Genomic DNA, 22917 nt, shown 5'->3' with positions numbered 1-22917 from the left:
GTGGCGGCTAGAACCCGCCAAGGATCTGCGCTGTCAAAATCTTCGCGATCATCGCCACGGGGTACACCATGGCGTATCCGAGTGCTACACGCGGATCGGAGCCTGTGCGATCATTGGAAAACGCGAGAACGGCCGGTTGTGTCTGCGCACCCGCGAGGAAGCCGGAAAGTTTGGTGCCACCCATGCGGAACAGGTAGCGCATCATCACGAAAAGCCCTGCACCGTAGGTCGCGGTAATAATGGCGCCCAGGACCAGGATCGACAGCCAGGCGCCTCCAGCAAACGCATCTAGAATGCGTGCACCTGCTGTGGTACCAGCGGCGGCCAGGAAGATCAGTAGCCCCAGCTCGGATAGCACAGCACAGGTGGTCTGCGGCAGTGCCGTGACAAATCCGCCGATCCGGCCGATCCGGCCAAACACCAACCCCACCAGCAGGGCACCTGCGGCGGCGCCGATGGAGAACGTGCCGCCTCCTGGCATGGGGATGTCGATAGTGCCCAGGAAAATTCCTAGCGCCAACCCCAAGCCCAGCGCTACTGGGTTGATATCGGTCAGGCCACGGGAGGAGTCGCCGAAGTAGTGGGCGATATCCTTCATGTTCTCGTGCGGGGCGACGATACGCACCCGGTCACCCAGCTGCAGTTTCTCGGCTTGTTCGGCCACCTTGTCGGTATCACCTCGGCGGATACGAGAGGTGTACGCGCCGAAGCGTTCGTCGATTTCAGCATCGATTTCACGCACGGTTTTGCCGGCTAGTGTGGAGTTGGACAGTGTCATGCGCCTGAAGTCGAGGTCTTTGCGGTCCAGCATGAGTGAGCGTTTCGACGGTTTACCAAGGTACTCGATAGCTTGATGCATCTGGTGCTCTGTGCCAACGATGGTCACAAGATCGCCGTAATCCAAGGGGGTGTGCACATGTGGGATTTCAATGGTGCCGCCTGCTCCGTGCTGAATGCGGGAGAACACCATTTCAGATCCCACGTAGTTCTGTACGTCTTCGACCACGGGGCGGTCGGTGCGTTTCACCTCGATGGTGCGGTTGAGTACTGGGTCTGGCGCGTCGGTGTCGCTCTTGGCCTTGCTCAGTGCCACTAGGGCGAAGATAAGCATGCCCAGCACACCGAAGATGTAGGCGATGGCGTAGCCCACGGTGGCAGCGGCTGCATCTCCCGACGAGGTACCCGCGGCAGACAGTGCTGGGGTGTTGGTCAGCGCGCCGGCAAACGTACCGGCAATCGTGGCAATATCGAGGCCGAGCAACCGTCCCACACCCAAAGCCACACCAGCGGTGAGCACCAGAATCACTACGTAGCCGGCCAGCTCCCCCACGGAGGTGCGCAGCGTGTGGAAGAAGTTCGGGCCGGAGGTGATACCGATGGCAAATGCGAACAAGACGAGGCCTAGTGTGGAAATGTCGTGGGATAGCTGCAGTTCCACGCCCTGGGTGGAGGCATAGGCCGTCACAATCAAAGAGACGAAGAGTACGGCAGCTGCACCCAGCGAAATACCTTTGATGCGCAGCCGTGCAACGAGCATGCCCAGCCCCACCAATAAAGCTAGGAGGAGTACTTGGTTATCGGCGAGGGCCTGCAGCACGAACTCTGTTCTTTCTCTTCAGTTAGTACGGAAATGAGCTAAGGAAATTTTTTAGCTACGTATCACTGTAGTTCCAGTTGCACGGTCATGCATGCCACGGCCGTCGGTGTCTACCATGGCGGCGGGCAGCACAAACGAGGTCAGAAGGGTTCGCACCGCTGCACGCCAGAACCCGACGTGGGCGCCGGGGACGTCGATACGCGCCACACCCATGCCCAGCACTGCCATGCCGGGTGTCCGGGCGAAAAGCCAGCCGCAGATAATACCTAGAATGACCCACACTAAAAGGGGGGTCCCTGCTCGACCGATATGGAAGTCTGTGAACGAAACCAAGAAATTGGCGATGATCGATGCGACGATCCAGTCGATTAAGACTGCCCCGGCGCGACGTGCTACTGATGCTTGGGCGCCGGAGCCTGTTTCGGGCAGCCCAATTTTTTCGCCGGGCCACTTTCCTGGTGCGTGTGGGTCATCGTTCTCGCCCGCGATTTCCGGGCCGTCAAGCCAGCTGCGCTTCTTCTGTGCCATGGGTTTCAGCCTAGTCGGGTGCGCGTGTGTGGCGAAAACCATAATCGACGTGAAAAATTTTCTTCGGCGCTTGGGCCAACTAGTTTGTAAGATTGGCCAACAGTGTTCGTACCCAGCTACCACAAGTGTCAGGAGTTTTCCTATGACGTTTCAGTCCGTTCAAGATGTGATCCAGTTTATTAAGGACGAAGACGTCGAATTTCTCGATGTCCGCTTCACCGACGTCCCCGGCATCGAGCAGCACTTCTCACTGCCTGCCAGCGAGTTCGATGAAGAGGCAGCGGAAGAGGGCCTGGCTTTTGATGGTTCTTCTGTGCGGGGCTTTACGACGATCGACGAGTCCGACATGATCCTGTTGCCAGACGTCACTACCGCCAAGATTGACCCGTTTCGTTCTACCAAGACGCTGAACATGAAGTTCTTCGTCAATGACCCTTTCACCCGCGAGCCTTTCTCCCGCGACCCGCGCAATGTGGCAGCCAAGGCTGAGGAGTATCTGCAGTCCACCGGTATCGCAGACACCTGCTCCATGGGGGCGGAGGCTGAGTTCTTCATCTTCGACAAGGTGAAGTACTTTGTGGATAACAACCAAGCCTTTTATGAGGTGGACTCCGATGAGGGTTGGTGGAACCGGGGCAAGGACACCAAGCTGGACGGCTCCCCCAACTTGGGCAACCAGACACGCGTGAAGGGTGGCTACTTCCCCGTGCCGCCGTATGACCAGACATTGGAGATCCGCGACGCGATGGCCAAGAATCTGCGCGATAACGGTTTTCACCTGGAGCGCTTCCACCACGAGGTAGGCACCGCCGGACAAAATGAGATCAACTACCGTTTCAATACCCTGCTGGCGGCAGCGGATGATCTGCAATCCTTCAAGTACGTGATCAAGCAGACTGCCGCCCACTACGGCAAGGTGGCCACCTTCATGCCGAAGCCAGTCGCTGGTGACAATGGCTCCGGTATGCACGTGCACCAGTCCCTGTGGAAGGACGGGGAGCCGTTGTTCTATGACGAGTCCGGCTACGGTGGTTTGAGCGATATGGCACGCTGGTACATCGGTGGCCTGCTGCATCACGCGGGCGCGGTGCTGGCGTTTACTAACCCCACTCTGAACTCTTACCACCGCCTGGTCAAGGGCTACGAGGCGCCGATCAACCTGGTGTACTCGCAGCGCAACCGCTCCGCGGCGGTGCGCATCCCGATCACGGGCAATAACCCGAAGGCAAAGCGCATCGAGTTCCGCGCACCCGACCCATCGGGCAACCCATACCTGGGATTTGCCGCGATGTTGATGGCAGGGCTGGACGGTATTAAAAATCGCATTGAGCCTCACGAACCGGTAGACAAAGACCTCTACGAGTTGCCACCGGAGGAGGCTAAGTCCATCCCGCAGGCACCAACCTCCCTGGAGGCTTCGCTGGAAGCGTTGCAGAAAGACCACGACTTCCTCATCGAGGGCGATGTGTTTACCTCTGATCTGATAGAGACCTACATTGACCTGAAGTATGAAAACGAGATCCAGCCGGCGCGCGTGCGCCCCACCCCACTGGAGTTTGAGCTGTACTTTGATTGCTAGGTGGGCTGGGACTTTTATGCTTCTGACCTGCGGAGATTTACGAAACTAGATTAGAGGGCCGGTCTGCTAAATTCTTCCAGCGCGGAGGTTCTGCCAGGCCGGTTTTCGGTCTTTTAGGGTGAATTTTTGTGGTTCTTTGGTGTTGAAAAACAGCCGTTTTAGCTCATACCCACGAGGTGCAGACCACGGACCTGTATGGTCTCGTGGCCTAGGCGGCTTGTTGATCTTCTTCGGGTGGTGCGTTACTCCATGCAGCGCCAATCACATTGTCCTTCGCCCGCTTCTTGCGTGGCCTACCACCGCCCGGTGAGGTGGGTGCAAGGTCGCCGTCACGTCCACGCTTCAGGTACCCAATAACACGCAACGCATTCGACGCCGCGACAAGGACGGTGAGCAACACTGCGAAACCGTCAAAACCACGCATACCCCGCTTGGCACGGTCGCCCATACCTAAGGCAACGTCATGCTTGGCACTGGCATTACGGGCTTCCACAGCAGCACGACCTCGCTTGTAAACGTCGTGCCACTGGTCGGTGTAAACCGGCGGGCCTTGGTGGAGATGTTTGTTCAGGTTGTCTTTTCCGCCTTTGTCTATGTAGAGCGGGACGGTCACCGACTTCTTGGTACAGATTCCGCCCTGCTGGGCCTTCGCTGGCGTCTGCTTTACAGTCAGCGGCAGCGGAACACGGCCAGACCGTGCCTTCTTAACAGCAGAAAGACGCGCCTGTTTGTCGGCCTTGCGTACCGGACAGCTCACCTTTCCTTCAAGCGCCGGGCACGAAAAGCGTACCGAACCGTCTTTGTTGATCTGCTTGGTGCGCAGGCGTAAGGCCTCACGCTGGGCAATAAACGTCTCGAATTGCTCCTGGGTGATCTCGCCTGCTTCTAGCACGCTGCGCGGGTCAAGAAGCTGGGGCATAGTCTTAATTGACGGGCAGTAGGCCTGACCATCAACGACGACCACACCCTCGTACTCGCCTTGAATACCCCGTGACTCTTCTCGGTTGGGAATATCACCAGTCAGCTTCCACCCGGCAGCACGCATAGGCCTTTGGTAGTTGTCTACTGCTGCACCGGGCGAGTAGGCCATGTCCCCTGACATGTAGCGGCGCGGCAGGCCGGTAGCTTCATAGATAGCGAGTGCCTGCCGGGCGTTAAGCCCTATGCGGTGGCCTGGCTTGTCGATAGAACAGCCAGTAATCAAATGAGGGACGGAGACACCGAACTCACCGCCGCTAGTGACCGTGAAAGTCGCCTCAAAGCCCCAAGCGTACTTCTTGGCCCGGGGATTGTCTTTAGGGTTGTGGTTGCCCTCACGCACATAGTGGCCAGCGTCAGGCGTCGAAGGCACTCGCTTCTGACCCTCGAAAGAGCCGTAGCCGGTGACCGGGAACATGGTGCCGTCAATAGCCATATCTCCCTTGGAGTTGGTGAGAGTGTCGTCGCCAATCAGTCGCGCAGATGCGAGCGCGAACGCCGAGGAGAGTAAGGCAGCGCGCTTCTTACGCTGACCAATGAAGGTAGGGTCGCGAGTGGCCCGAAGCTCCTCGTATTTCTCCGGCGTCAACCGCCCGTGATGTGGGGTCTCGGGGTAAGGGTCAATAACCCGGCGAATGGTGTGTTTGATAGTGCGCCACAGCCGGAAGTACCACTGGACATTCTGACGGTCATCGAAGTGGGAAAGGTTCAACCCGATCTCCTGCCAGGCCTTGCCTGGCAGACGAAAGCGCAAGATCTCGGCCGCTTCGCTGACATAGAGTGGCTTGCCGAGCAGGCCAACAAGAACCAAGAGGATTAAGGCGCCGCGCGGCTGAATGTATGGCTTTCGCCCTCCTCGGTAGCGAGTGGGGTTATCTACTTTGTCCCAGTCGGCAAGCATCTCCAGTGCGCCGGAGGTGTCCACGATACGCGCAGCCAGTTCAACCATTTCTAAGCTGACTGGCCCCTCTGTAGGTAAGTCCATTGCCTTCAGCTCACCGACTTTTAACTGAGCAAACTCACCATTAAGAATCGCATCGGCAATGTTCGCTGGTGCCGTGGTGCCTGCTGGTGTTTGGGTGGACATCGTGGTCACCTCCTTCCCGCTGTGTGGTTGTTGTGTTGTGGCGCTAACTTCTAGAGCACTCGCAGGCCTGTACTGCCGTGACGTGTACCGCCACGAAGCAAGGCAAAAGCCTGCTCCTGGTTGACGTTGGCCGGGGTCAGCCACTTCTTGTAATGCTGAAGACTTGCCAGGCCTGCTGCTGGCGCGATGACTGATTCAGGCACGTATTCGTGCATCAGCGTGACGACCCACGTCGTGCGCAGCCTGCGGGTATCCAGATGGACCCGGTGAGGCTTGCCAATGCGGGTGATAATCGCAGCCACCGATTCTGTGGTGGGTTGGCTGCGGTTGGGGAAAAGAGCAAGGCTGTCGGGGTCAAGGTCGGCAATAGCTTCTTTTAATTCGTCCTCCCACTCGGCCCGGACGGGCACATGACGAGGTTCTGCTCCTCGGTAGCCCGAAGCGGTGACTGTTACCCCCTGACCGTCTTGACTCACATCACACACCCGCAGGTGCGCCATCTCCCCAATACGCAGCCCAACACCAGCTCCCAGCGCTAGTAGTGTCATGGCACCGCGTCGTTGGTAGTCGGTAGAACGACCGCTAGCCCACTGGCCAAGCAGAGCTAGTTCCTGCTCTGTGTAGGGTGCATCTGGTGTTTTGTAGCCGTAGCGCGCACCGACGTATAGCGGCCACTCGGGGTTAAGCTCCTCACCAAGCGCGATCAGGATAGACCGGCGCACGCCCTTAACCCGGCTAGTGAGCTTGCTACTGGCAATGGCAAACTCGATAACCTCCGGGGCGAGCACCTCCTGGTGAGTGACTCCTCGCCCAAGACGCAACGCTGCAACGGCAGCGGTCGCAACGGCAAGCATCTGGTTGCGCAGGTCAGCGCGCGACGTTGCTTTCGGCGCAAGGTGGTCTATGGCTACGGCAGTGACATATGCGCGTACCTGCTCCCAGTCTCCTGCTGCTATCGAGCGTGGTCGGTAGCTGAAAATAAGGTCGCCAAAATCGTGCGTGTTCGACATCTCCAACGGTCTCCTAACAAGCGCACCCAACCTTTCTCGCCACACTCGCCGGGGTGGTGGGTTCCCGGCGGGGTGACAGAAAAGAGAAAGAAGGTGAGCTAACTCCTGTGGTGGTTTCTTAAAAGAAACGCTACCACAGGACACGCGATGTCGTCTAGGTCCAAGCACGCTTAGTGGCATGAGCGGCACATACACCACCAGGCTCACCCACCCTCAATAAGACGAAGTCGCGGATAGGTTTGCGAGGGCTCGCTGTTGGATTGTTTGCCCGCTTTAGCCTTGGGTTTTCTCGTCCCCTTTGTCCTCTTGTCAGCTCCGGCATAGTCACTGACCACGTTTCGCAAGATGACACCCTCAGGCCACGACCCGAAGCCCGAAACCTCCTCCATCGCACGCAACGCTGTCGCTCGGGGTATCCGACTCGTAACGGCCTGCAATGTTGTACCCTCAGCCATCTTGGCGACGGCCCACGAAAGCATCAGTCTTCGTGGTGTGACATGGATGCCCTGCGGTTGCTTCATCGTCGAGATGTAGCGAGTGTCAGGCAGCGGGAAAACGTCACGGGCGCGAAGGTCAGCGAGTGCATTGCATACCTCATCGCGAACACTCAGACGACTGTCCCCAACCACCACAGTGCTGCCGTCAAGGGCGATGTCCTCGGTCTTTACCTCCCGAATCTCGCTGGTGGACAAACCCGCACCGAAAGCCAGAGCAACCACACCAACACAAAGGTCCCGGCGAACCTGTGTCGAGTGCGTAGACGCCCAGGAGAATATCGCTGCAAGCTCGGTGAGACTATAGCCACCGGCATAACGGGGCTTCGGTCGGCTCGCTAAGGCAATACTGTGCCTATCTAGCCAGGCAATAGCAGGATCATCAGACAGCCAGATCTGCACGTCGCACAGCAGGTTCCGGTCTCGCCTGGCTGTTGCAGGATTAATCCCCTCACGAGGACTTCCCACCACGCAATCCTATCGCCATCAAAAAGGTCATCCAGGTCGGACGGTTCGGAACCGAGCACCATCATCGCGGGGATGTACCGGGCCAACATACCGCCGACAGTGGACAGCTTCTTATCATCGGCAATGCCACGGACGAGGGTATCTAGGCCGTGGACTTCCACACCGGCAATGAGGACTTGCCGCATCACCGCCAGCACCTCGTCACTTACTGGGTTATGTCGCGGTCTGTAGCTCCGCGCCTTCTCAAGGAGCATCTCGCGTTGCTGGGGGTTTAATGGCCTGTAATTCATTGCCCCACCTCCGGCGAGGCGTCTTGGGCGCAGACGCTGCTTCGCGTTAGCCTCAAACCATGCCAGAAAGTCCTAGATCGCCTCGCAACCTGTACGGCAACTCGTGGCCTTTTAACAAGAGCCTGAATGACAGCGGCGACACCACCGTCATGGCACACGCCAAGGTGCAACGAATGGCCAAAAGGCTCAAGTACGCAACCAACGACCTCTCGGCCAAAGTGGTCTCGCGGGGAACCGGCGTCCCCGAGACGACTATTTCGAGCATCGTCAAAGGAGCATTCTGGCCGACCGTGGAAACCCTGGCACGTCTGGAAACTGGCTTGGGCGAGGAGCTGTGGCCACATTAACTCGAAAATATGTTTTCGCATACGTCCACGTTTTCACGGCTGACTTGCGACCTGGTAGGAAAACCTTTCGCCCCTCCGGATCTCCGGATTAATCCGTCTTGCCGGATCGTGATTGCTAAAAGCTGCGGTTTTACTTCATAGGAGCCGGCAATTTCCCTCTAAGGGGTGGTAGCTTTAGACCACAGAAAAGTCTGCTTTCCAGCCGCATTTACTAGCGGTACGGGACAATGCCACGTATCAATTCCTGCCAGGTAGGCTAAGGTCCGTGACCACCCCACCACCCAAGCGAGGACGCACCCGCAGACAAACCCCTCGCGAGCTCTACCCCGACTGGCCTAACGACACGACAGCAGAAGGCGCGCACGGAATCGTCCAGGACTTCGTCTCCAACCTCGCCACGTTCGTCGAGTCGGCGACCGCTGCGGGGACATCCCAAGCCGAGCTATGCCGTCAGGCTGGCGTGGTGAAGTCAGTGCTGACGAAAGTCCTTCAGGGGGACGTGTGGCCCGACTCGGTGACCGTGGCGAAATTCGAGACGGTTGCGAGACGTAGATTGTGGACGGGGCCTAGGCCGGAGTAGCCGTCACCGAAGCAAGGAGCAGTGGAACCGGTCACATATCTAAGCGTTAGTTTGTCGCCAGGCTTCACTGCCTCGTACTACCCGACCCAGCTCAGGGGGCCGTGACCTTATTTGCCAAAGGCATCGTCCGCTAGCGCCTGAAACTCCTCGTCCTGGTGCTTCTTTTCCAACGCCTGCCATTCATCATCATTGTTTGGCTCGCCTACGTGATAATCGGTGCCCTTGTTCTCGTACAGGAAATAAATCGGAAAGTCCCTGAACGTTTCGCGATCCTCTTTGGGCATTTTCCTCAGGGTATAGTCAACACCATCGTGGTATCCGAGGAGGATAGATGTTGCAGCCTCTACCCCAAGGGACATCTGCCCGTACTCTCCGTTCTGCGCCCCCATCCAGATCTCTTCTAGCTCCGTGGTGTCACCCTCGCTTAAACTACCCAGGCGATACTTGATTTGAGCCCTGTTTATGACCGAGACCCCCTCAATGGGGTCATGTGCCAAGATCCAATCATTAAGCCGCTGCGCCATGTCAAGAAGCTCTTTCCTGCGTTCTACCTGCATGTCAGCAGCCTTAATCAGATTCAACACCGTCGCATTTTCATACGTCGAACGGTTTTCTTCGCCAACAGACTCATAGGCACTGGTAACGCCCTCTGGGTTAAGGTTCAGGGTCCGCGAGAGTGCTTCAGCTTCCGATACCCCCTCGACCTCCAACGAATTTCTGTCACACAGAACCTCAAAAGGGGTGACCATTTGAGGTTCCCCTATCTCACCGTTCTCGTCGACAGGGGCCATGCGATAGTCAAGTGAGTCTGAGTCAAACAGGCTCTTAACCCTCCACGTGTTCTTCTCCTCGTCCAATCGCCAGACCAACCGGATCTTGAGTCCACCAATATCAATATCCTGCCTGCGATTGTCGGTTTCATTGACCCTGACGTCCCCCTTGTAAAGAAGAAGGTGGGCCAGATTTTCCAACGCCTCCAACGCTGACTGAGACTGAGACAGACTGGTCACGTCAAAAAGTTTGGTGTCCACCCCAAACTCATAACAGATCTTTTCCATGTCCTCGAATGGACGCAGCGCTCTGAGCATCCCCAGGTCATCCGCATTGCCCCTCGGCTGGTAACGCAAAGCAGGTGAAGAGTCGAATTCAATGACGCTGCCACTGGCCATATTTTTGAGAAAACGAAGGTCCTGCAACGCGTAATACAGTCTCCTCTGGGTATGGAAGTTAACCTTTACGTCCCGATCACCGGTTTCAGGGTCTGATTCAAGGCCGAAAACAAAACTGAGACCCGGGGAGAAAAAGACCTCTACCTCTCTGTCGTTTAACTTTCTCCTGCGTATTCGATGGAAGGTAATGTCGCCGCAGGAGACCTCTAAACCCTCGATGTCATGCAATAAGTAATCCTCGGGAACGAAGTAAAGCACCGTATCAATCGCCTGGTCATGACCGCTAGGTGTCCGCACTGTGACAATGTCACTGCTTCCAGGGGCCCCAAACACCTGTCGCTTGGACATATCCACCTCGCGCAGGACGGTAAGAGACATCCCTGTCAACTCTTTCAGCGACGATACCTCAAGGGGGATCGGCTGATTTTTCTGACTTTCACGGAGATGGCAAACCAGACCGTAGACCGCATCTGGTTTTCTGGGAAATATCCTGAGCGGGACCGCCTTGGTTTTTTGGCCGTCGCGCATCTGCTCCAACAACGCCTTAGTGTTTCTAACGTTAAGGTCGGCGTAATAAAGCTTCTTAGGCCTAAGGTCACTCTTTCTCAGAGCGGCAACTAAGAGCACGACTCCACCAATAGCTTCAATCCCCTCCAGGTGTTCCCGCTTCATAGAGAACGAAGAAAGAGAGTTTGCAATTTTACCCTTCACCTGAACGGTAAGACGGCCGATACAATTCCTGTCTCCTAATTTGTAGCTGCCGCCCTGATTGTGTTCGTCTCGGTAGATCTCGATATGCCCATCAGTGAGCGGGGTTCTATCCCCGGTGTCGATCATCGGATCAAGCCGTTTCGTCCGACCAATAATGTGACTAAACACCCTGACAGCATTGTCTTCAATAGCAGACATACACTCAGGCTACTCTCCGCCCGCAGTACAATACACGCGCCTTGTTGCAAATACCAGGAGGGTCGAACCGAGCAAACCTCACATTGACGGCCCAGGCGATGCTTTGGGCGAACGATCGTAAGGTGGAACCAGCTCGCCCCTCATGCTTACATATGGGTCGAGAGATCAGACAACCCTTGCGAGGTTTAAGATGGCGGCGAAGCGGAAACGGTAGATAGGGACGAAGCCAGAAATTTCCTGGCGATGGTAGTGCCGCTGCCCCCGGAAAGAAAGTGGGCGCTAAGAGCATCGGAGAGCTGCCCTTTCTGGATGGGTCTAAAGTGATGCCTCCGCAAACTCTTACCGGAGTGAGCACCGACATCACCCAAGACCCTAAATATCTTCTTTCTTCTTCCGCCTTCGTGGCCCCTCACTCAAAAGCCCCTTTTCATATTCGGCCAGGTCTCGCTTTGAGCGCACAACGCTGGCCTTTCCTTCCACCGCCATTTCCTCAGCTGTGTTCCAGTCGATCCCCCAGTATTTAACCAGTAGACCGGGGACCATTTTCTGAGATACCCCACCCTCATACAGCGCGCATGCAGCGTTTTCGACCCCCGCCCAAAAAACTTCATCCGCTGATTCTCCGAGGAAGCTATTAAGGAATCTGGTTCCGTAGTCGTGCGCAGCCCGGATCATCTGCTCCTTACCTCCCGGTCCCTGTTCCGCGCTTCCGCCTTGTTGACCAACTGACTTAGACACAGTCCTGCACCCCTTCATCGTGAAACTTCGGCAAACCCACTCGCTTGCTCGAACCCGACTCTACTGCGCAGCCTTAACCTGTGGTATCCCTGTCCTCTCTCAGGACTACTCGTGTCTCGAATACTGGGTGAAACAGTGGCCCCGCTTCGGTTAGTTAGAAATGACCAATACCTTAAAAGGGACGCGCTGCACACTTTTCGCAAGAACAATCCTCTCTGGAACGTTGCAGGAGAACCAGAAGGAGTCACTTGGATGAAGATCGTTGATTGGAAGATTTTGCAAGACCAAGGTGGATACTCTCAATCTACCGAGTTCTTGCAGGTCAGGGAGATGATCGAGAGAGCTATCCAAGCCAATGATAACCCGCCAGGAACAGGCAGATTTCTGCTTCGCCCCCGTGCTGTGGATCAGGCGACGGGGAGGGACCTCAAGAAGCAGGCCGGAGTGACGGTTAATGGTGTCGTCCCCATTAAGAAGGGGTTCATCGACAATCTTCGTGACCAGGGGTGGCAATTTGAGAAAAGCGTTCACCCTGGCTTGGGAAAGTGTGATGCAGTATTCGACTTTAGGGGAGAAGTCCGACCTTTTATCGTGGAGTGGGAGACGGGGAATATTTCATCGTCGCACCGTGCCGCCAATCGCATATTGATGGCCATTCTCGACGGTCACGCCAGTGGCGGAGTAGTAGTTCTCCCAAGTAAAGACATGTACCTTCACCTAACCGACCGGATCGGAAACTTAAACGAGATGGAACCCTACTTTGACCTTTACAGGAAGGTAGAGAATCTCTCGTCTGACCCCTTCCTGTTCGGGTTCGTCGTTGTAGAACAAGACGGCCTCAGTTCAGAAGTCCCCTACTTCAAGGGAGGAAGGGACGGACTCGCCCAGAAGCGGGCCAGAGAAGCGCAGGAAGGGAACTAGAAAAGGCGTCCGGTGTCTTCCTGCCCCTCGGGGAGCAAGCCGCGCTGTCCCCTCACTGGTGAAGCACTACCCAGGTTGGGCATAACATTGTCAACCTTGCCCCCCTGGAGCCTGGCGATAATCGGCTCAACGTCACCAAGTTCGATCCCCACCCAGTTAAGGTGCTTTTGCTCGGCCACCGCGTACGTTGTGCCAGAACCCCCAAATGGGTCGAAGACGGTAGCCCCCTCGAACCCAGATACCGTCAAGACTCGGTCTAACATCTTTTCAGGCAACGCGTTTGCTTTCCGGAACTTAGTCTTCTTGTGGCGCACCGGTGAAAGGTCAGTCCAGACATCTGTCAGGTTCACACCCTCTGGGTTCATCTTTTTGATATGCCCACCGTAGTCTTTGATAAAACCTCCGCAGTGACGACAGCGCTCATAGGGGGTCCGCACCTTCGTAAACGACTTTGGACGCTTACCTTTGATGAAATAAAGCAGGGAGTAGTGAGCAGGATACAACTTATTCTTTATTGGCAGGGATGACTTCATCGAGACAGCTACCTGGTGACGGAAGGTCAGCTCTTCATTGCCCATAAGGTGAGCGCCCGACATGATGTTCCACTTTGGCAGGTTGTAGACCCAGAGAGCTCCCCCTTCCCTAAGAAGAGGAACGCACAGGTCAAGCCACCGATAAGTCCATTCCAAGTACTCCTCGTCCGACAACTTGTCGTTGACCTTCCTACCGTATTCCTTATTAAGGTTGAACGGTGGGTCTGCGAAAATAACGTCAAACTGCTCAGGTGACTGGCCTTCCATAAATTCGATGCAGTCACCCTGGTACAGCTTTCCGTGTTCAGTGGTGTAGACAGGTTCGATCATCTTTGTTCGCCTCTACGATAAGTTCATGTCCGACACGTATGGAGCCGAATCCGGGAGTCACTTTATCACATGTGGTAGTTAAAATTAACCATCGGGCTCATTCTGGGGAGGCAACTTTCGGCGCACTGTCCGTGGGTCCCAGAGCGGACGCCCGGTCATCGTCTCCAGCTTGGCGAGGGTATGCCCGTCTATCCACACTGACCCGTCCATGTAGCTGATGAGCATATTGTGGGCAATTCCCACCTTCCTAGAGAAGTCACGAAGGCTGGAGCACTCTCCCCGCTCAATAAATTCTTTAATCGTCTCACCGAGGTTAATCGCAAAGCGTTGTGCTTTTATAGCTTCAGGGTCCATCACGGACTCATTGACGTACGGAAAACCGGGGTAGAGTTCCTTGAGAGGGGTCCTTCGGCGGCGACCTCTCTTGCTGGACTGCATCTCCGACATTCTTACATAGTATCGGTACTTCGGCAGTTAAAGGGAAGACGGATGCCTACGGCGACAAAGCAGAAGCTCTCCGTCCAGAGATTTGCCTCCTCGCCACCTTTGAATGTTCTATCGCAGTGCCATCAATGTTGAGCTGCCAGCAGGAAGCGTTCAAACAGGAATTGAAGTAGGGACGTCGCGGGAGCTCAAGCAGGATCGGGGGCGTCCCGCCGTCTCAACGGCGACGTCGAGGTCGATTGTTGCACACAAATTAATTCCATGCAGGCTAACGTTGCACACCCTTGTGGACACAGGCTTCCTGCCCCTTGCTTTGCCGCGAATTCTTCGTGGGGAAGCTGCTGATCTTATCCTTGATAATTTAGATCACGGCACATCGCTGTTGGCATTCCACACAACGATTAGCGCCCAACAGGAATTGGACACCCCCACGAAAATTGCAAGCTGTTCGCTCAAGGCACACTCTTTTCGTCAGCTAACTGGGGAATCCTTTACGGGTAGCGCTGACGCCCCTTGTTATGGTTGGTAGTCCTATCCCCCACTGTGTACCCAGCAACTAAGCGTCAGACCCACCAGAGGCAACAACGGGGCCTATGACAACCCACCACAGCCACGGGGACGATAAAACCCCTGAACAACACCTGGAAAGACCCAACCCTACGACCGTTCCGGTTCGCATTGACATCGACATAGACAGCTCTCAGGCTAGGGCACTCGCCCACATCATCGCCCACAACACCGGATACCTTTGGGCCATTGACCCGGACGGTTGCAGGCGGAAAATCAACACATCTTCGGTGCCACTCTTTCTGCAGTCCATCGGCCGTATCAGCATCAGTAATGGCGGCACGGTCTCGTTCGTGGCTCGCGTCGACCCCTACGACCTCTCGCCTGACGCGCACCGCTACAGTGAGCGGGCGACCCTGACGCCCCTAGCGAAGAGGAAGCCAGGGGCGGGGTGAGTGCCCACTACCCTGGCGAGGACGCCGTCATCGACGACGCTAGCGGTCGCAACGGAACTATGCCCCGGTTTGCCTACCGCTATGAGGTCCGCGACTCGTCAGGCGAGATGCTCTCCTCTTTTGGGTATCAGGCAACAGCACTTGAAGTTACCCGTAAACTGAATGCGATTGGCGAGGGCTGCACTTGCTATAGCGTCATGTGGCAAAAGCTTGAGCACTAGGCACAAATCTCCTCCGGTGCCACCCGGGACACAATAAAACCCGGCCCAGTTACCTCACTGGGCCGGGTTTCTTCTTGTATGCCACCACGGGGCGAGCTGTCCTGTCACGCCGAACCCCTACGCTACTGCTCTGTCTTCCTGGGCCCTGGTCGTCGCTCCTGGATTCATATGACCTGACCTGCTGGTTCGGAATCCGGCGGGAAAAACAGGGGAGGTTTTGCGGGAACGGGCTACCCTAGGGGTGTGCTTCATGCTGGTCAATGAGATTCGTGAATGTCCCGGGCTGGGACTTTTATGCTTCTGACCTGGGGAGATTTACGAAACTAGATTAGAGGGCCGGTCTGCTAAATTCTTCCAGCGCGGAGGTTCTGCCAGGCCGGTTTTCGGTCTTTTAGGGTGAATTTTTGTGGTTCTTTGGTGTTGAAAAACAGCCGTTTTAGCTCATACCCACGAGGTGCAGACCACGGACCTGTATGGTCTCGTGGCCTAGGCGGCTTGTTGATCTTCTTCGGGTGGTGCGTTACTCCATGCAGCGCCAATCACATTGTCCTTCGCCCGCTTCTTGCGTGGCCTACCACCGCCCGGTGAGGTGGGTGCAAGGTCGCCGTCACGTCCACGCTTCAGGTACCCAATAACACGCAACGCATTCGACGCCGCGACAAGGACGGTGAGCAACACTGCGAAACCGTCAAAACCACGCATACCCCGCTTGGCACGGTCGCCCATACCTAAGGCAACGTCATGCTTGGCACTGGCATTACGGGCTTCCACAGCAGCACGACCTCGCTTGTAAACGTCGTGCCACTGGTCGGTGTAAACCGGCGGGCCTTGGTGGAGATGTTTGTTCAGGTTGTCTTTTCCGCCTTTGTCTATGTAGAGCGGGACGGTCACCGACTTCTTGGTACAGATTCCGCCCTGCTGGGCCTTCGCTGGCGTCTGCTTTACAGTCAGCGGCAGCGGAACACGGCCAGACCGTGCCTTCTTAACAGCAGAAAGACGCGCCTGTTTGTCGGCCTTGCGTACCGGACAGCTCACCTTTCCTTCAAGCGCCGGGCACGAAAAGCGTACCGAACCGTCTTTGTTGATCTGCTTGGTGCGCAGGCGTAAGGCCTCACGCTGGGCAATAAACGTCTCGAATTGCTCCTGGGTGATCTCGCCTGCTTCTAGCACGCTGCGCGGGTCAAGAAGCTGGGGCATAGTCTTAATTGACGGGCAGTAGGCCTGACCATCAACGACGACCACACCCTCGTACTCGCCTTGAATACCCCGTGACTCTTCTCGGTTGGGAATATCACCAGTCAGCTTCCACCCGGCAGCACGCATAGGCCTTTGGTAGTTGTCTACTGCTGCACCGGGCGAGTAGGCCATGTCCCCTGACATGTAGCGGCGCGGCAGGCCGGTAGCTTCATAGATAGCGAGTGCCTGCCGGGCGTTAAGCCCTATGCGGTGGCCTGGCTTGTCGATAGAACAGCCAGTAATCAAATGAGGGACGGAGACACCGAACTCACCGCCGCTAGTGACCGTGAAAGTCGCCTCAAAGCCCCAAGCGTACTTCTTGGCCCGGGGATTGTCTTTAGGGTTGTGGTTGCCCTCACGCACATAGTGGCCAGCGTCAGGCGTCGAAGGCACTCGCTTCTGACCCTCGAAAGAGCCGTAGCCGGTGACCGGGAACATGGTGCCGTCAATAGCCATATCTCCCTTGGAGTTGGTGAGAGTGTCGTCGCCAATCAGTCGCGCAGATGCGAGCGCGAACGCCGAGGAGAGTAAGGCAGCGCGCTTCTTACGCTGACCAATGAAGGTAGGGTCGCGAGTGGCCCGAAGCTCCTCGTATTTCTCCGGCGTCAACCGCCCGTGATGTGGGGTCTCGGGGTAAGGGTCAATAACCCGGCGAATGGTGTGTTTGATAGTGCGCCACAGCCGGAACTAACACTGGACATTCTGACGGTCATCGAAGTGGGAAAGGTTCAACCCGATCTCCTGCCAGGCCTTGCCTGGCAGACGAAAGCGCAAGATCTCGGCCGCTTCACTGACATAGAGTGGCTTGCCGAGCAGGCCAACAAGAACCAAGAGGATTAAGGCGCCGCGCGGCTGAATGTATGGCTTTCGCCCTCCTCGGTAGCGAGTGGGGTTATCTACTTTGTCCCAGTCGGCAAGCATCTCCAGTGCGCCGGAGGTGTCCACGATACGCGCAGCCAGTTCAACCATTTCTAAGCTGACTGGGCCTTCGGTGGGCAGGTCCATTTAACCGTATCCCGATAGCCAGTATGTTTTCCCACCACTGTGGAAACACCAACGCCAGTACACTGACTCACCAGCAGCGCCAACACATAGATCAGGGCCTGCCTTCCCCACCAAGTCAGCAGGGATTACCTCATGCGTTGTGGACAGTACCAGCAGTGCGTAAATGGATATCATCAACCTTCGGGGTGATCTACGAATCAGACTCAACATTTCACCTGCTGCTCAAACATACTGGGCTGCGGTTTATCTACCCGTCATCCGTCAAGGCTGGATCCGTCCCGGGGCTGCTGCTGTGATCAGGGTGGATCGCACCCGTCGGGCACAATCGTGTTGTGGGTTTTTAAACACCAAAACTGGTGATGTTGATGTAGTCGCCATGGCCTGGCAGGACACGGACAATATTATTCCAGTGCTAAGGGAGATAACCCGCTGATACGCAGGCAAAAAGATCACGATTGTGTGGGATAACGCCAGGGGTGTCAGCGACGGTCTGCAAATAGCCCATTTTCAGCGGTTGAAAATTAGCCCATTCTTGTGTTGTTAGTTTACGTACTCGCTTCGTTAGGTGGCTACTGATGGAAGTATGTCTTCCTTGCCCGCGATTCGGTAGCTGGTTCACTTGTGTGTGAATATTTCTGCGTGGTGGACGAGTCTCTCTATCATTGCTGCGGCGGCGGTGGGGCCCGGCCGTGGGGGGTGTCGTCCGGGTACGCCGTGTGTTGTGGAATGTGGTGGTGGGGTGAAGATCCGGAGGCGTTGCAGGCGGGTGATAATCAATGACAGCAGACCAGCAATGATTTCAATGGCCAAGGCTTCGCCCCCCTTACCCACGTCTGGACGGGCACATTCGTAAGCGATGGTGGCAAAGCCCCGTTTCAACCTCGACGACTGGGAAGCTGAAGCTGGGATGGCGCAACATGCAAACGATTTTTATTTTCGTCCGTATCGAGCCAGCCTCGGGTGCCAGACTGGGAATGTTAAAGGTAGTGGACTTAAAGGACCCGGCAACTAACACGGCCATTGGCACCGCCGCTAACACCAGTGAGGTCTTCGAAAAGGTTGTCAGTACAGACAAGGATCACAACCATACCCGTCTCAGCGCTCAACGCCACAGGCACGAGTGCCTGATAGCTGGTGTTTCATATCCACAATTTACGACAACCCCAATTACCCCTTTTAGCTCAAGCCGTGTACACTCAGTATCAAGAGATACCCCCTCCAAGCCTATGCTTTGCAGCTCAAATGCGAGGGGGGCTTTTTCGTGTGGCGAGTGGAGGATTCGGCATTGACCCGCAAAGAGTTTGCATCGTTTGAGCGCCAAATCGGGATTGTCGATGAACGTGGCCTCAGCATTGTCGAATCAGACGAGCCCGAAGGTTTTTTGCGTCAGAACAGCTATTATCGGTTCTCTGGCTATATGCGATACTTCCAGGTTGCTCCGTCGAAGGGTGACGAAAATTTTCGCAGTGGAACTACTTTCTCCGAAATCAGAGAGATATACGAGCTCGATGCACAACTGCGAACTTTAATCCTCGACGGCTTACAAAAAATTGAAATATCAGCGAGAACTGCGTTTGCACACAGTGAGGCCGAAATTCACACTCCGTACGCAGCCTATCTAGAAGTTGGGGCCTACTCGCAACCTCCGCGCCCAAACGAAACGCCGACGGAGGACATCATCCTATCGGAGCTGGAGCGTTCTAAGGAGCCCTTCATCCTGAGGCATCGGAGTGAGGGCGAAACCGGAGCCAGCTGGGCAAATAACGTTCCGGTATGGGCGGCCGTCGAAACGTTCTCATTTGGAACGCTATCTAAAGCGGTCACTTACCGCGACGACGACATGCGGGTTTACAAGTCTTGTTGCTCGATTCTCAACGCAAACAATCAAGATCTTTCTAAACAGCTAAGGGCTTTCGCGCACCTTAGAAATAGGTGTGCCCACTATTCGCGATTATGGAATATCTCGACGACAGATCAACCGTCAGTGCTGCCAAAGGTCAGAAAGAAGGCTAAGAGGGCCTTAGGAGGTCAGTATGAACCGAACTCAGTATTCGCAGTCATCGTTGCAATGGATAACTATTTAGCGAGGGCAAACATTCAGACGAGTTTTCTGGATGAGTTTTTCGAGGTTGCGCGGGTAAACAACTCCTACCTACGCGGGATCACCAACCCGCATAAAGCATGACTTCTGGCCTCCATACTTACCCGCTGAGTGAGAAATCCAAGACACTTACATAGCAAATTCCCAGCCCACAATGTCCCTATGAAATGCGCTACACAGTTTGGATCTAAGGCAGGTTTCAAATCTCCTGACCTGTGGTTGGGGAATCTGAAGATTGAGCGAGAAGTAGTTTCGTGGGTACGGCGACCCCAGGGATGCCCCAGCATAGAGCGGCCCTAGACTTCCTGCCCGGAGGTTATGGGCCCATTGTCGCCTGCCCTTATCGCTTATCGACGACCACTGCACCCACCGATCACACTTCTGTGGCCAAGCAGGTTTCAGTAACCGTCTGACGTTTTAAAGCGCTCGGGTAAAAGCGTTCAGGCTTTAGTAGCGCTCTGGTTCCTCACCGAGCTGGAATTCGCGGCCGGAGATTGTGCGCGGGGTGATTTCCACGAAGTTGTATTTTAGTGTTGGGATCCAAGGCTTGACGCCGTATTCTTCAGCCTCGAGGATTTCATCGGCTTTGGTCAGAATCCGCGACGGCCCCCTCACAACGACCGACCACGCCACACTGGCGTCCTGATCAACGTGGTCTGCTTCGAGGATGAGATCGTCGGCGCGAGCAGCGCCGAATAGTTTGGTTCCTTCGGCAGTGCGGAAGTAGATCTTGCCGTCATGGACCGCAAAGTTTACCGGGAAGATATCAACATCATTTTTGAGCTGAACCACTAGGCGCCCAAACGTCTGGCCAGCCATGAGTTCGAGGGACTCTTCCTCTGTCAGGTTCCGGATAATTTCTTCATTAGTAGCCATAACTCCATTGTGGCACCAAATGGCAGCCGCGGGGAAGGCTCTTTCTTTTTCTACCCCTGCTTACTTCCGGTTCGGCCGTTATCCGCCTGCTTCCTCAACGCCTATCCCGGGCCGTTCCACCGACACTTGCCCTTCAAGTTTCGTCATCGGAAACCTTGACAGATTATTGCGTTTATACAATACTTTCAAGCATGTCCCCAAAGAAGAAGCCAGTTGATCCTATTTATAACCGGATTCGTGTTTTGCGCGTGGAAAGGGACATGTCGCGCGTACAACTTGCTGAGGCGGTTGATGTCAACCCTCAAACCATTGGCGCGCTTGAGCGTGGTGATCACTACCCCAGCCTTGATCTCGCATTCCGAATCTGCGATGTTTTCCAGCTCCCCGTCGAGGCTGTGTTTTCTCGCACCGAGTTCACACCGATGTCAACCGAAATCTACCGAAAGGATTAAACGAAGACCACCGGTACCATTCCGCAGTCAGCCTTAACCCGTAAGAAGCTGATCGCTGTCAATTATATTGCTATCGCCGTTACTGTCCTGGCCGCTATGCTCCATTTTTTCCAACCCGGTATCTCCAACCTTTTATGGATACTCGGTTCTTTCCTGTTTATTTTCGGTATTGTCGCCCTGCGTCGCAGCATCAAATCTATTGATCTTCCGGCAACAGAATTAGATGAATATGAGTTCAAGCTTCACCTCGAAGCGCGCGATCACGGTTTACAGGTCTCAATTTGTTTGTCTTTAGTCTTGTTTTTGATCGGTGGGATCGTCGCGTTTGTGTCACGTTTTTGGTTCGACTTAACCGGTTTAGATACAGCTTTGTTCTTTTCAAAGCTGGTCTATATCCAACTCATCGGAGTTCCTTTCAGCGTGACACGGTACCTAGCCACCAGAATTAACCGCGACGAGATGGTGGCAGCGGAGTAAACCACCTGTGGCACAGACTCCCTATACTTCCTTTTAAGCTCTTAACCACGAAAGTAGGTTTCTGCTGTGCTGTCTGCCCGTACCGTTATTGCACTTGGTTTGTCCGCGAGCCTGGCCCAATCCCTCGCTGTCTCCCAGGCCACCACCCCAGCACAGGCTTTTGAGGTGTCCGCGAATTGCACTCCGGTGCACGTGTTGCAGGCAGGTGGCACAGGGATGTCCAATCGGTTCCACACGGCCGAGCCGCAACCCCTTTTTGACAACGGCTACAATCCTGCCGACGAGCTGCAAATCGAATTCGGGGCGCGAAACGTCAGCGGTTTCAACATCTCATACCCCAGTTCTTTGGGTGCGTTCAGTGCGCTGCACGGTGATGAGTTCGGCTATGAAATGTCCACCTTCGGCGAGTCACGCTTGGCTGGTGTCCAGACCGCGCTCGACGAAGTCCAGATGGTCGCGGCGCACTGCCCAGAAACGAAATTCATCTTCGCTGGCTATTCGCAGGGAGCAGCGGTCGTTGGCGATGTGGCTGCGTTGATCGCCAACGGCGAGGTCACCGGCATTACCGCTGATGATATCGCTGCGGTTTTACTGGTCGCCGATCCTGGGCGCGCACGTATCGACGATCACTCAAACCGGCCGCAACCAGCCAAACTTTATGGCCCTCTTCCCCCAGGCGAAATGGGTGCTAACTTCGAGATCATTAACGGCGGTGGCACCGGTGTGCATGGTGCACGCGAAGGCATGGCCGGGCCACGTCAACGCGACTTTGCCGAACTTTACGGCAAAGTACTCTCGCTGTGTAATGCCGAGGATTTATCCTGCTCTTCACCACAGGACTCATTGATCAGAGTACTGGCTGATTATGCCTCACGGGTTGACAAGGATGTGCCCGGCGATCTGGAGTCCGGGCCGATCCTGAAAGAGTTCTTGTCCCAAGTTTTCGCCGGTGTGGAGGTCGATGAAGCCGCCGAGGCTGCTGGGCTGACATTGGCGCAATTACCAGCGATTACACACATTATTATCGAGTTACACGAATACGGCGACCTTGCCTACGATCATTCCGGCAACGGACTTGACCCGGCCGAATTATTCGGGCTGATCCTCATTGCAGCGTTGCCCAATCTGATGCACGAGGCCGTTACTGCAGAGTATCTCGGTGGTATTCTCGGCGCGGTGGCAGATATTCTCGCCGCGGCCTCACCTGAGGCAGCAGTGTGGATCCGGGTGGTCGTCGATACGCTCTATGCTCTCGACGCTGCCGAAACCCTCTACAAGGATGTTTCCTATGCGGGCCATCTTCCGCGCATCACCACCGCCACCGAGATGCGGCAGGCTGCTGCACACCACGCGACAACGGTTGCGATGGCTGCGGTCGCCGAGGTCAGCGGTTTAGATGGCGCACTGGCTGACCCAACACACGCAAACACTGTGCTCACGGCGCAACTTGCAGGCGATTTTGGGCCGAAGCACATGAGCTACTACAAGGGTGGCTACTACATTGAAAGCCTGCGCGGCCAGGACTACGCCCAGCAGTGGCTTGAAGCAGTAACCCGCGGAGTACTTGCCGACGACTAGCCAGCCC

Annotated in this window: 23 protein-coding genes; 10 read left to right on the top strand and 13 right to left on the bottom strand. The window is 55.7% G+C overall.

What is annotated here, in order from left to right:
* Window positions 1-7: 7 nt before the first annotated feature.
* Together CKV99_RS03330 and CKV99_RS03325 are read right to left on the bottom strand one after the other, a co-directional pair.
* Window positions 8-1597: an aspartate:alanine exchanger family transporter gene (locus tag CKV99_RS03330; RefSeq protein ID WP_092254402.1), complete on the bottom strand. Its 1590-nt coding sequence runs from the start codon at window positions 1595-1597 to the stop codon at window positions 8-10.
* A gap of 51 nt (window positions 1598-1648) precedes the next feature.
* Window positions 1649-2125 (bottom strand): RDD family protein, encoded by a 477-nt coding sequence (locus CKV99_RS03325; RefSeq protein WP_092255601.1) that lies wholly within the window; start codon window positions 2123-2125, stop codon window positions 1649-1651.
* Window positions 2126-2267: 142 nt separating this feature from the next.
* On the opposite strand from CKV99_RS03325, the gene glnA reads away from it, so the two are divergent.
* Window positions 2268-3704: a type I glutamate--ammonia ligase gene (gene glnA, locus CKV99_RS03320; RefSeq protein ID WP_092254399.1), complete on the top strand. Its 1437-nt coding sequence runs from the start codon at window positions 2268-2270 to the stop codon at window positions 3702-3704.
* Between the two features lie 208 nt (window positions 3705-3912).
* Here glnA and CKV99_RS03315 read toward each other — a convergent pair whose 3' ends face one another.
* The 4 genes from CKV99_RS03315 to CKV99_RS03300 form a co-directional block, all read right to left on the bottom strand.
* Window positions 3913-5769: a hypothetical protein gene (locus CKV99_RS03315; RefSeq protein ID WP_095114668.1), complete on the bottom strand. Its 1857-nt coding sequence runs from the start codon at window positions 5767-5769 to the stop codon at window positions 3913-3915.
* A 50-nt stretch (window positions 5770-5819) separates the two neighbouring features.
* The gene (locus tag CKV99_RS03310) at window positions 5820-6779 is read right to left on the bottom strand and encodes a site-specific integrase (protein WP_157728374.1); all 960 of its coding nucleotides are present in this window, start codon (window positions 6777-6779) and stop codon (window positions 5820-5822) included.
* Between the two features lie 203 nt (window positions 6780-6982).
* Window positions 6983-7675 (bottom strand): hypothetical protein, encoded by a 693-nt coding sequence (locus CKV99_RS03305; RefSeq protein ID WP_143063506.1) that lies wholly within the window; start codon window positions 7673-7675, stop codon window positions 6983-6985.
* Window positions 7633-8031, bottom strand: coding sequence for a hypothetical protein (locus CKV99_RS03300; RefSeq protein ID WP_092261157.1), 399 nt, complete (start codon window positions 8029-8031; stop codon window positions 7633-7635). The genes CKV99_RS03305 and CKV99_RS03300 overlap by 43 nt, the downstream gene beginning before the upstream one ends.
* Window positions 8032-8090: 59 nt before the next feature.
* Between CKV99_RS03300 and CKV99_RS03295 the strand changes: the two genes are divergently transcribed.
* Both CKV99_RS03295 and CKV99_RS03290 read left to right on the top strand, forming a co-directional pair.
* On the top strand, window positions 8091-8378 hold the full coding sequence (locus tag CKV99_RS03295) for a helix-turn-helix domain-containing protein (RefSeq protein ID WP_092261154.1): 288 nt from the start codon (window positions 8091-8093) through the stop codon (window positions 8376-8378).
* Between the two features lie 265 nt (window positions 8379-8643).
* Window positions 8644-8958 (top strand): hypothetical protein, encoded by a 315-nt coding sequence (locus tag CKV99_RS03290; protein ID WP_092261153.1) that lies wholly within the window; start codon window positions 8644-8646, stop codon window positions 8956-8958.
* 107 nt (window positions 8959-9065) lie between these two features.
* Here the strand turns inward: CKV99_RS03290 and CKV99_RS03285 are convergent, their stop codons facing one another.
* Window positions 9066-11036 carry a hypothetical protein gene (locus CKV99_RS03285; protein ID WP_092261151.1) on the bottom strand — a complete coding sequence of 657 codons (1971 nt, stop codon included), beginning with the start codon at window positions 11034-11036 and terminating at the stop codon, window positions 9066-9068.
* Between the two features lie 372 nt (window positions 11037-11408).
* Window positions 11409-11774 carry a hypothetical protein gene (locus tag CKV99_RS15155; RefSeq protein WP_231910156.1) on the bottom strand — a complete coding sequence of 122 codons (366 nt, stop codon included), beginning with the start codon at window positions 11772-11774 and terminating at the stop codon, window positions 11409-11411.
* A gap of 252 nt (window positions 11775-12026) precedes the next feature.
* Between CKV99_RS15155 and CKV99_RS03275 the strand changes: the two genes are divergently transcribed.
* Window positions 12027-12695: a PDDEXK family nuclease gene (locus tag CKV99_RS03275; protein ID WP_092261147.1), complete on the top strand. Its 669-nt coding sequence runs from the start codon at window positions 12027-12029 to the stop codon at window positions 12693-12695.
* On the opposite strand, the gene CKV99_RS03270 is transcribed toward CKV99_RS03275, so the two are convergent.
* Window positions 12692-13558, bottom strand: coding sequence for a DNA-methyltransferase (locus tag CKV99_RS03270; RefSeq protein ID WP_092261145.1), 867 nt, complete (start codon window positions 13556-13558; stop codon window positions 12692-12694). The two genes, CKV99_RS03275 and CKV99_RS03270, sit on opposite strands and share 4 nt — an antisense overlap.
* Before the next feature lie 84 nt (window positions 13559-13642).
* Window positions 13643-14005, bottom strand: a complete 363-nt coding sequence (locus CKV99_RS03265) for a hypothetical protein (protein ID WP_143063505.1) — start codon at window positions 14003-14005, stop codon at window positions 13643-13645.
* Window positions 14006-14960: 955 nt separating this feature from the next.
* Between CKV99_RS03265 and CKV99_RS03255 the strand changes: the two genes are divergently transcribed.
* Complete coding sequence (locus CKV99_RS03255; RefSeq protein ID WP_092261141.1) at window positions 14961-15185, top strand: hypothetical protein; 225 nt, start codon at window positions 14961-14963, stop codon at window positions 15183-15185.
* Window positions 15186-15671: 486 nt separating this feature from the next.
* On the opposite strand, the gene CKV99_RS03250 is transcribed toward CKV99_RS03255, so the two are convergent.
* On the bottom strand, window positions 15672-17030 hold the full coding sequence (locus CKV99_RS03250) for a hypothetical protein (protein WP_095114666.1): 1359 nt from the start codon (window positions 17028-17030) through the stop codon (window positions 15672-15674).
* 78 nt (window positions 17031-17108) lie between these two features.
* Window positions 17109-17426: a hypothetical protein gene (locus CKV99_RS03245; protein WP_095114665.1), complete on the bottom strand. Its 318-nt coding sequence runs from the start codon at window positions 17424-17426 to the stop codon at window positions 17109-17111.
* Window positions 17427-17581: 155 nt separating this feature from the next.
* Between CKV99_RS03245 and CKV99_RS14220 the strand changes: the two genes are divergently transcribed.
* Together CKV99_RS14220 and CKV99_RS03235 are read left to right on the top strand one after the other, a co-directional pair.
* Entirely contained in the window at window positions 17582-17722 is a 141-nt protein-coding gene (locus CKV99_RS14220; protein WP_157728372.1) for a hypothetical protein, read from the top strand.
* Window positions 17723-18711: 989 nt separating this feature from the next.
* Complete coding sequence (locus CKV99_RS03235) at window positions 18712-19611, top strand: Abi family protein (protein ID WP_143063470.1); 900 nt, start codon at window positions 18712-18714, stop codon at window positions 19609-19611.
* Window positions 19612-19974: 363 nt separating this feature from the next.
* Here the strand turns inward: CKV99_RS03235 and CKV99_RS03230 are convergent, their stop codons facing one another.
* Window positions 19975-20403 (bottom strand): pyridoxamine 5'-phosphate oxidase family protein, encoded by a 429-nt coding sequence (locus CKV99_RS03230; protein ID WP_092260378.1) that lies wholly within the window; start codon window positions 20401-20403, stop codon window positions 19975-19977.
* 191 nt (window positions 20404-20594) lie between these two features.
* On the opposite strand from CKV99_RS03230, the gene CKV99_RS03225 reads away from it, so the two are divergent.
* The 3 genes from CKV99_RS03225 (at window position 20595) to CKV99_RS03215 (ending at window position 22910) form a co-directional block, all read left to right on the top strand.
* Window positions 20595-20855, top strand: a complete 261-nt coding sequence (locus CKV99_RS03225) for a helix-turn-helix transcriptional regulator (RefSeq protein WP_092260376.1) — start codon at window positions 20595-20597, stop codon at window positions 20853-20855.
* Between the two features lie 96 nt (window positions 20856-20951).
* Window positions 20952-21332, top strand: a complete 381-nt coding sequence (locus tag CKV99_RS03220) for a hypothetical protein (RefSeq protein ID WP_092260374.1) — start codon at window positions 20952-20954, stop codon at window positions 21330-21332.
* Between the two features lie 66 nt (window positions 21333-21398).
* Complete coding sequence (locus CKV99_RS03215) at window positions 21399-22910, top strand: cutinase family protein (RefSeq protein ID WP_092260372.1); 1512 nt, start codon at window positions 21399-21401, stop codon at window positions 22908-22910.
* Window positions 22911-22917: the final 7 nt, after the last annotated feature.

The sequence above is a fragment of the Corynebacterium cystitidis genome (assembly GCF_900187295.1).
GTDB classification, from domain to species: domain Bacteria; phylum Actinomycetota; class Actinomycetes; order Mycobacteriales; family Mycobacteriaceae; genus Corynebacterium; species Corynebacterium cystitidis.
The sequence above is the reverse complement of the archived record's forward strand: the minus strand, read 5'-3'. Positions and strand labels throughout refer to the sequence as shown.